We start from the raw sequence: 9,375 nt of genomic DNA, 5'->3' as shown, positions 1-9,375 counted from the left end.
ACCTCAATGTGTGCCATCCGTGTTCCAGTTGCACACCGATCCAGCGAGTCGTAGCGCCCTAGGTGTCCGATTAGATCGCCCGCTTTTACGGGGTTACCGGTGCATCTTCCGGACGGACCGTCCGTACTGCACGTCAGGTTCGTTGTGACCATGACGCGGTCGAAGATCGAATCCATGACGCTCTCTTTCACGACGGGACCGCCATTCTCATCTCCAAGGTAAATCCAGCCGTTAATGGCAACGGCGGGTGCAATATAGCTGCCCGTCTCAGACGGATACAGCGTTGCCTCTTCCAGGCTTGTGACTTGTCCCCACACACCTCCTGGCGCCTTCTTCGTGTTGCCGATGGTCACGCTCGCTCCCTGCGGGAGGATGCCAAGAACAGCGCCGTTAGGCGTTTTGCGCACACGCAACCCGACTTCCGATGCGTCGGCAGCCTGTCCACTCCGGCCCGGCAAAGGCCTGTCTCGGGCGTATTGCGTTACCCGCCACTGACGCGGCCAGTACGCCGGTTTCTTACGCCTGGGGAAGTTGCTGTCGTAGTCAGCGTTAGACATCAGGTGCATGTACAGGCTGTAGAACGTTAGCCTGGTGCCGCGTGGAAACTCCAACTCGTGCCGCACCAGCGCGAAGCCGGTACTGTAGGGAAACTGAAACGGCGTGTTCCCGCCCTCCACTGGCAGTTCGCTGACGGGGTAGTCCCCGTTGACACGGTAGGCGATCAGCACGCCGTCGGCAATGCAGCGTATGCCGGCGTCAAGGTCTAACGCTTGCCCCGCGCCAGCCTCGCTGATATGAATCCCGCCGTGCCACATGCCCTTGCGGCTGGCTAGATATGAGCCCGACGGCTCTTTCTCGGCGAGCAACCTGTATATGTCATGCTCATCGATGAATTCCGCGGTCGCCGCGGGTCTGCCTTGCGCGTTGCGCAGAAAAGGAAACGCAAACGCTGTTTGCGTGATGCGCGTCCCCGCGGACGGCGTCTGTGACGTATTCGGTCGTGGATGGCTCATCATTCGTTCGGTGCGCTCCTCGGCGAATTGGGTGTCACGCCACTATGACGCACTGCGACGCATCGTCAATTAGGCAACGGCTGAGTTTCTGCAAACCTTTGTAAAAAGCAGACTTGCCGCTAAACGGTGGAGTGACCTGTGCGCTATCCGTAAAGTCTGTGTCGGCTCGGCGTCGAACCCGGCACTCCCGCTTCGACGGTGCGGCGCTTGCGGCTGCCGTCTTTCCCGTGAATGCGCACCGGCATTGTTTGCCACCACGGCCTCGCCCGCCAACGCCGGTTCGCGGCACGGCACGCGACACCTCGTCGCCAGCCGCCCCCCTTGCGCAGCCGTTGCCGTGCGCAGTGCGCCAGCCGTTCCCGTCGCCTCGCTACCCCGGCTGTCGCCCAAAAACCGCATCCACGCTCGTCAGCCCCGCAAAACAGGCCGCCCCCGTTCCTTTCCGCTAAAATCTCGGGTTTAGCACTTCGCTTCCACGCCCGCCTCGCGCGTTCCGGCGCACGCGGCACGGCCTCCATGCCCGAAAGGCACTTCATGCTCACGTTTCAGCAAATCATCATGACCTTGCAGTCCTACTGGGACCAGCAGGGCTGCGCATTGCTCCAGCCGATCGACATGGAAGTCGGCGCGGGCACCTCCCACGTCCACACGTTCCTGCGCGCGATCGGCCCCGAGCCCTGGCGCGCCGCCTATGTGCAACCGTCGCGCCGCCCGAAAGATGGCCGCTACGGCGAGAATCCGAACCGCTTGCAGCATTACTACCAGTACCAGGTCGTGCTGAAGCCGGCGCCGGAAAACATTCTCGACCTGTACCTCGGCTCGCTCGAAGCGCTCGGCTTCGATCTGAAGCAGAACGACGTGCGCTTCGTCGAAGACGACTGGGAGAACCCGACGCTCGGCGCGTGGGGCCTCGGCTGGGAAGTCTGGCTCAACGGCATGGAAGTGACGCAGTTCACGTATTTCCAGCAGGTCGGCGGCATCGACTGCAAACCGGTGCTCGGCGAAATCACCTACGGGCTCGAACGCCTCGCGATGTATCTGCAGAAGGTCGAGAACGTCTACGACCTCGTGTGGACCGAGTGGGAAGAGCAAGGCCCGAACGGCCCGGAAATCCGCCGCCTGACTTACGGCGACGTCTATCACCAGAACGAAGTCGAACAGTCCACCTACAACTTCGAACATGCGAACGTCGACCTGCTGTTCACATTCTTCACCAGCTACGAAGCCGAAGCGAAGCGCATGATCGACATGCAGCTCGCACTGCCCGCCTATGAACTCGTGCTGAAGGCGGGCCACACGTTCAACCTGCTCGACGCGCGCGGTGCGATTTCGGTCACGGAGCGCGCGGCGTACATCGGCCGGATTCGCGCGCTGTCGCGTCTGGTCGCGCAGGCTTACTACGCGTCGCGCGAAAAGCTCGGTTTCCCGATGCTCGGCAACCCGGTTCACGGCGTGCCCGGCCTCACCACCGACGAGCAGGACGCAGCGATGCCCGCGTGGGCGCCGCCGCTGAAAGTCGAACGCAAGATCGACCAGGACTGACGAGAACATCCATCAATGACTCAATCTCAACACGCTACCCTGCTCGTCGAGCTGCTGACCGAAGAACTGCCGCCGAAGGCACTCGCGCGTCTGGGCGACGCGTTCGCCGAAGGCATCGCGCAGCGCCTCGCGGCGCGCGACCTGATCGACGGCGAACCGTCGTTCGAACAATATGCGACGCCGCGCCGTCTCGCGGTCACGATCCACAACGTGCGCGCCCTCGCACCGGAAAGACACGTGCGCGAGAAAGTGCTGCCGGTGTCCGTCGCGCTCGATAAAGACGGCCAGCCCACCGCGCCGCTCGCGAAAAAACTCGCCGCGCTCGGCTTCCCTGACTTCTCGGTGAACGATCTCGAACGCGCGCAGGACGGCAAGGCCGAAGCGTTTTTCCTGCGCTATGCCGCACCGGGCGCAACGCTCGCCGAGGGCCTGCAAGCCGCGCTCGACGAAACGCTCGCGAAGCTGCCGGTCCCGAAGCCCATGACGTATCAGCGCCCGGATGGTTCGAGTGTGCAGTTCGTGCGTCCGGCACATCGGCTGACCGCGCTGCATGGCGAGCAGATCGTGCCGGTGAGCGCGCTCGGCATCGACGCGGACGACACCACGCTCGGCCATCGTTTCCTGTCCGAAGGCTTGGTGCAGATCCAGCACGCGCAGTCGTACGCACAGACGCTCAATCACCGCGGCCGCGTGATCGCGAGCTTCGTCGAGCGCAAGGAAGCGATCCGTTCGCAATTGCTCGCGCAAGCCGGTGAAGACAGCGTGGTGATGCCCGAAGCGCTGCTCGACGAAGTGACGTCGCTGGTCGAATGGCCGGTCGTCTACACGTGCCGTTTCGAGGACGAGTTCCTGCAAGTGCCGCAGGAATGCCTGATCCTGACGATGCAGACGAACCAGAAGTACTTCGCGCTGACCGATGCGAACGGCAAGCTGCGCTCGCGCTTTCTGATCGTGTCGAACATCGAGACGCAAACGCCGGACGAAATCGTCGAAGGCAATGAGCGCGTGGTGCGCCCGCGTCTGGCCGACGCGAAGTTCTTCTTTACGCAGGACAAGAAGAAGCCGCTCGCCGAACGCGTGCCGCTGCTCGCGAACGTCGTCTATCACAACAAGCTCGGCTCGGCGCTGCAACGGGTCGAACGTCTGGAAGGGCTGGCCGGCGCGATTGCGTCGCTGACCGGCGCGGATGTCGCGCTCGCGAACCGCGCCGCGCGGCTCGCGAAGGCCGACCTGATCACCGAGATGGTCGGCGAATTCCCCGAGCTGCAAGGCACGATGGGCACTTACTACGCGCGCCACGACGGCGAGCCCGAAGAAGTCGCGCTCGCGTGCTCGGAGCACTATCAGCCGCGTTTTTCCGGCGATGCGTTGCCCGCCACCGCAACCGGCACCGTCGTCGCGCTCGCCGACAAGCTCGAAACGCTGGTCGGCATCTGGGGCATCGGCCTGCAACCGACCGGCGAGAAAGACCCGTTCGCGCTGCGCCGTCATGCGCTCGGCGTGCTGCGTATCCTTGTCGAGAAGCAGTTGCCGGTCGACTTCGTCGAACTGCTGCGCGCGGCGTACGCGCAATTCGCCGGCGTGCCGAACGTCGTCGATTCGACCGCCGCGATCTACGAATTCAGCATGGACCGTCTGCGCGGCCTGCTGCGCGAGCGCGGCTACGCGGCCGGCGAAATCGACGCGGTGCTCGCGCTGAACCCGACGCGGCTCGACGACATCGTCGCGCGCCTGGATGCGGTGCGCGAATTCGCGTCGCTCGCCGAGGCTGCATCGCTCGCGTCGGCCAACAAGCGCATCTCGAACATCCTGAAGAAGTCGGACGGCGCGACCACCGGCACCGTGCAGCCCGCGCTGCTCACCGAGGCAGCCGAGAAGGCGCTCAATGCGCAGCTCGAACAGGTGACGCCGCGCGTGCAGTCGCAACTGGCCGCGCGCGACTACACCGGCGCGCTCACCGCGCTTGCCGCTTTGCGTGAGCCGGTCGACACGTTCTTCAACGACGTGATGGTCAACGCCGACGATCCGGCGTTGCGCGCCAACCGTCTGGCCCTGCTCGGCGCGCTGCATCAGCAGATGAACTGCGTCGCCGACATTTCGCGACTCGCTGCGTGAGCCCGGTGTCATGGCGACCAAGAAACTAGTGATCCTCGACCGCGACGGCGTGATCAACGTCGATTCCGACGCGTTCATCAAGTCGCCGGACGAATGGGTCGCGCTGCCCGGCGCGCTCGATGCGATCGCGCGTCTGAACCAGGCGGGCTATCGCGTCGCGGTTGCGACCAACCAGTCGGGCATCGGCCGCGGCCTGTTCGACATGGACGCGTTGAACGCGATGCATCTGAAGATGTACCGGTCAGCGGCGGCCGTCGGCGCGCGCATCGACGCGGTGTTCTTCTGCCCGCACACCGACGAAGACCACTGCGAATGCCGCAAGCCGAAGCCCGGCATGCTGAAGATGATCGCCGAGCGCTTCGAGATCGATCCGGCGCATACGCCGGTCGTCGGTGATTCGCTGCGCGATCTGCAGGCCGGCGAAGTGCTCGGTCATCCGCTGCATCTGGTGCTGACCGGCAAGGGCCGCAAGACGCTCGAAGCGGGCGGCCTGCCCGACGGCACGATCGTGCACGACGACCTGCGCGCATTCGCGCTCGACTTCCTCGCGGGCATCCAGGAATAACGCCAGGATCGACGGGCGCGCCGCGCATTCCACACACTCACCGACCACGCCGATGCGCTTTTTCCGCTCCCTGCTGCTGCTGATCTATTTCGTGCTGATGACGGTGCCGTACGCGACGGCGTGCTTCATCGCGTTTCCGTTCCTGCGCGCGGAAAACCGCTACTGGATGGCGGCCGGCTGGTGCCGTATCACGCTGTGGGCGGTGCGCTTCCTGAACGGCATCCGCTATCGCATCGAGGGCTTCGAGAACCTGCCCGATGGCCCGGCGGTGCTGCTGTCGAAGCATCAGTCGGCATGGGAAACGCTCGCGTTTCCGGCGATCATGCCGCGCCCGCTGTGCTACGTGTTCAAGCGAGAACTGCTATACGTGCCGTTCTTCGGCTGGGCGCTCGGCATGCTGAAGATGGTCCACATCAACCGCAAGGACGGCAAGTACGCGTTCGAATCGGTGATCAACCAGGGTAAGGCGCGCATGGCCGAGGGCGCTTGGGTAATCATGTTTCCCGAGGGCACGCGCACGCCGACCGGCAAGCAGGGCAAATACAAGACCGGCGGCCCGCGTTTCGCGATCGCGACTGGCGCGCCGGTCGTGCCGATCGCGCACAACGCGGGCCGGGTGTGGCCGCGCAACTCGTTCACGAAATATCCGGGTATAGTCACAGTGTCGATCGGCAAGCCAATCGACACGACGGGGCTCACGCCCGACGAAGTTAACACGCGCGTCGAAAGGTGGATCGAAGCCGAAATGCGCCGCATCGATCCCACTGCTTACCGCACGGCGGCAGACGATTCCGCCGCCGCTCCTATCTGACGCGCCACGCCCTCGCGGCATATTGCGCGAAGCCAAGCCGATGCAGAAGTCTCCTACGCCGCAGCCCGCCGCGGCGCTCGAAAACCGGCAACTCGATCTCCCGCTCTTCGCCGAGCCGGGGTCGACGTCGTCGTCTCCTTCACCTGCCGCGCCCGGCTCCCTGCCGGGCTCAGCGGATTCCTCGCTGGCGTTGCCGCCCGCCGCACCGCTCGCGCCGGACGGCAGCAAGCTGCGCAAGCTGGCCATCGGTTCGCGCACGCTGCACTACGCGCTCAAGCGTTCGGCGCGCCGCTCGATCGGCTTTGCAATCGATAGCACCGGGCTCACGATCACCGCGCCGCGCTGGGTCACGCTCGCCGACATCGAAACGGCGATCACCGAAAAACAGCGCTGGATTTTCGCGAAGCTGATCGAATGGCAAACGCGCGTCGAACAACGCGCGTTGCCGACGGTCGACTGGAAGGATGGCGCCGAGGTGCCCTATCTCGGTCAGCCTGTGCGCGTCACGCTAGGCGCGCCGCAAGGCGTGCTGACGTTCAGTGCCGAGCACTCCGCGCTGCGATTGCCGCTACCGCTGCACGCCGATCCGCAGCAGATCAAGGACCGTGTGCAAGGCTGGCTGCAAGGCGAAGCCAAGCGTCTGTTCGGTGAGCGTCTGACGATGTACGCGCAGAAGCTGGGTGTCGACTATCGCGCGTATGCGCTGTCTTCGGCGGCAACGCGCTGGGGCAGTTGTTCGAGCGACGGCAAGATCCGCCTGAACTGGCGGTTGATTCATTTCCCGCTGTCGATCATCGATTACGTCGTCGCGCACGAGCTTTCGCATTTGCGCGAGATGAATCACAGTCCGCGCTTCTGGCAGACCGTCGAATCGATTTTTCCGGAATTTCGCGAAGCGCGGCAAACGCTGAAGTCACATCCGCCGGAATTGTTGCCGACGCTTTGACGCGCGGCCGGCGGACCGCTGAATCGCGCAACGGCTCGGCCGCTTCGAACGCAACCCGCTATCGATGTGAGAGCGCCTTCGCGGACTGCAAAAGATCGTCGAGCATCGCGGCCCGCCGGTCCGGACTCGTGTCGCGGCCGGTCATGAAACACAGCGCGGCTATCGGCAGCCCCGCGCGATCGCGGATCGGCGCGGCCATACACAGCCTGAACGCATTCGACAGTCCTTCGGTGCAGCAGTAACCCTGTTCTTTCGCGGCCTGCACGTCCTTCACGAATTCGTCGAACTCGATACTCACGCCGTTGTCGACGATGAAGTCTTCGGGCGGAATCAGCGCGCGAATATCGTCGGCGTTCAGATGGCCCAGTAGCAAACGCCCCGTCGCGGTCCATGGAATCGGCACGCGCACGCCGATGTCTGAAGTGATGTTGAAGGGCCTGGCACTGTTCTCCGATAACACCACCGTGTACTTGTTGCCTTCCAGCATGCATAGCTGCGTGGTCTCGTCGTACTTCCTCACCAATGCCAGAATCGACTGATGCGCGCGGCTGATCAGATCGTTATGGGTTGCATAGTCGGAGCCGTAGTAGTGCATCTCGCGCCCGAAGAACACGCTGCCATCCGCGGCCGTCTCGAGCCAGCCCACCTCCGCGAGAATCGCCACCAGTTCGTAGATGCTCGAACGCGGCGCCCCGGTTGCCTCGATCAACTCGCGCATCGTCAGCGGGCGTTGGGCGATATGCAGTTGCCTGAAAATCGCGATGACGCGATCCACGCCTCTTGCCCGTGACGATTCTGTAACACCCATGCATTCACTCCGTAAAGCGTTGATCCGACCGGTTGCCCTTCAAGCGGCGTGAGTTTATCGCGCGGCAGGCTCGGGAAAGCGACTTTCAGCCCGGTTTCGTCAATGGTCGAGCACTCTGTGCAGAAACTGCCGGGTGCGGTCGTTCGCGGGATTGACGAAGATCTGTTCCGGATCGCCCTGCTCGGCGATCACGCCTTTGTCCATGAACACGACCCGATCGGCGGTCTTGCGCGCAAAACCCATTTCATGCGTGACGACGACCATCGTCATGCCGTCGTGCGCGAGTCCGCGCATCACCTCGGTGACTTCGCCGACCAGTTCCGGGTCGAGCGCCGACGTCGCCTCGTCGAAGAACATGATGCCGGGCTCGACGGCGAGCGCTCGCGCAATCGCCACGCGCTGCTGCTGGCCGCCGGATAGCTGGCTCGGATAGTGTTCCGCGCGATCCACGAGCCCAACGCGATCGAGCGCCTCCATCGCGCGCTTGCGCGCGTCGGCAGGACTCATGCGGCGCGCCTTGATCAGCGCGAGCGTCACATTGCCGAGCGCGGTCTTGTGCGGAAACAGATTGAACTGCTGGAAGACCATGCCGACGTGGCCGCGAATCTCGCGAGCCCGGCGCGGATCATGCAACGGCACCTGGTTGACCCAGACCTCGCCGGAATCGGTGGTTTCCAGTCCGGCCATGATTCGCAGCACGGTGCTCTTGCCCGAGCCCGATGCGCCAATGAGCACCAGCACTTCACCCGAGCGGACTTCGAGATTGATTTCGTTCAACACGCGGGTCGAGCCGAATGCTTTGCTGACACCCGTCAGCGAAATGATGGGCCTGGCCTTGCTTGGGTTACTCACGACAATCTCCTGCGGTCATGGTGGCGTACCCATTGCGAGAGCGGGAAGCACACGACGAAGTAAATGACTGCGACGAGCCCGTAGATCTCCACGGGCTTGCCGATCCGGTCGACGATCGCCTGGCCGCCGTGCATCAACTCGGACATGCCGATCATGCTGACGATGGACGTATCCTTGATCAACGACAGATACTGGCCCACGAGCGGCGGCAGCACGATCTTGCCGGTCTGCGGCAGCACCACGAACGAGAACGCCTGAGCCCGCGTGAGGCCGAGGATTTGCGATACCTCCCATTGGCCCTTGGCTACCGATTCGATCCCCGAGCGGAAGATTTCGGCGATGTACGCGCCCTGGTACACGCTCAAGCCAATGACGCCGGCGGCGAACACGTCGATCGCATAACCGAAGTACGACACGCCGAAGTAGATGAACATCAGCGTGATCAACACCGGCGTGCCGCGAAACAGCTCCGTATAGAGCTTCGCAATGCGGTCCGTGCCCCACGGCCCGAACGAGCGCAGCACCGCGGCGAACAGGCCGATCAGCGTGCTGCCCACGATGGCCGCGATAGACAGCAACAGCGTCGTCAGCAGACCCTGCAGCAGGATCGAGAAACTCGTTTTCAGCAATTCGAGTGACATGATTCAACTCCGATCCGGGAATCAGGCCCGCTTCGTCCAGCGCATAAAACCTCTGCCGAAACCGGCGCGCGCCGGTTTCGGC

The 9,375-nt window shown here is 63.7% G+C and carries 8 protein-coding genes and 1 pseudogene; 5 read left to right on the top strand and 4 right to left on the bottom strand.

The window, feature by feature from the left end; translation table 11 throughout:
• A pseudogene (locus VGH68_RS08450) lies at positions 1–1,013 on the bottom strand (glycoside hydrolase family 19 protein); the annotation flags it as partial.
• 534 nt (positions 1,014–1,547) lie between these two features.
• Between VGH68_RS08450 and glyQ the strand changes: the two are divergent.
• From glyQ to VGH68_RS08425, 5 genes are read left to right on the top strand one after another with little or no spacing between them, the layout of a single operon-like run.
• Positions 1,548–2,555 (top strand): glycine--tRNA ligase subunit alpha, encoded by a 1,008-nt coding sequence (gene glyQ, locus VGH68_RS08445; RefSeq protein WP_331603126.1) that lies wholly within the window; start codon positions 1,548–1,550, stop codon positions 2,553–2,555.
• Positions 2,556–2,570: 15 nt separating this feature from the next.
• Positions 2,571–4,670: a glycine--tRNA ligase subunit beta gene (gene glyS / locus VGH68_RS08440; protein ID WP_331603125.1), complete on the top strand. Its 2,100-nt coding sequence runs from the start codon at positions 2,571–2,573 to the stop codon at positions 4,668–4,670.
• A 10-nt stretch (positions 4,671–4,680) separates the two neighbouring features.
• Entirely contained in the window at positions 4,681–5,235 is a 555-nt protein-coding gene (gene gmhB, locus VGH68_RS08435) for a D-glycero-beta-D-manno-heptose 1,7-bisphosphate 7-phosphatase (protein WP_331603123.1), read from the top strand.
• Positions 5,236–5,287: 52 nt separating this feature from the next.
• Positions 5,288–6,046: a lysophospholipid acyltransferase family protein gene (locus VGH68_RS08430; RefSeq protein WP_331603122.1), complete on the top strand. Its 759-nt coding sequence runs from the start codon at positions 5,288–5,290 to the stop codon at positions 6,044–6,046.
• Between the two features lie 40 nt (positions 6,047–6,086).
• On the top strand, positions 6,087–6,992 hold the full coding sequence (locus VGH68_RS08425; RefSeq protein WP_331603121.1) for a SprT family zinc-dependent metalloprotease: 906 nt from the start codon (positions 6,087–6,089) through the stop codon (positions 6,990–6,992).
• A 58-nt stretch (positions 6,993–7,050) separates the two neighbouring features.
• Here VGH68_RS08425 and VGH68_RS08420 read toward each other — a convergent pair whose 3' ends face one another.
• From VGH68_RS08420 to VGH68_RS08410, 3 genes are all read right to left on the bottom strand, one after another.
• Positions 7,051–7,800, bottom strand: coding sequence for an IclR family transcriptional regulator (locus VGH68_RS08420; protein ID WP_331603120.1), 750 nt, complete (start codon positions 7,798–7,800; stop codon positions 7,051–7,053).
• A 99-nt stretch (positions 7,801–7,899) separates the two neighbouring features.
• Entirely contained in the window at positions 7,900–8,652 is a 753-nt protein-coding gene (locus tag VGH68_RS08415; RefSeq protein ID WP_331603119.1) for an amino acid ABC transporter ATP-binding protein, read from the bottom strand.
• Positions 8,649–9,293 carry an amino acid ABC transporter permease gene (locus tag VGH68_RS08410; RefSeq protein ID WP_331603118.1) on the bottom strand — a complete coding sequence of 215 codons (645 nt, stop codon included), beginning with the start codon at positions 9,291–9,293 and terminating at the stop codon, positions 8,649–8,651. The genes VGH68_RS08415 and VGH68_RS08410 overlap by 4 nt, the downstream gene beginning before the upstream one ends.
• Between the last annotated feature and the right edge of the window lie 82 nt (positions 9,294–9,375).

It is taken from the genome of Paraburkholderia sp., assembly GCF_036488505.1.
Taxonomy (GTDB): domain Bacteria; phylum Pseudomonadota; class Gammaproteobacteria; order Burkholderiales; family Burkholderiaceae; genus Paraburkholderia.
Note: the sequence above shows the minus strand (reverse complement) of the source record. Positions and strands in the feature narration are given on the sequence as shown.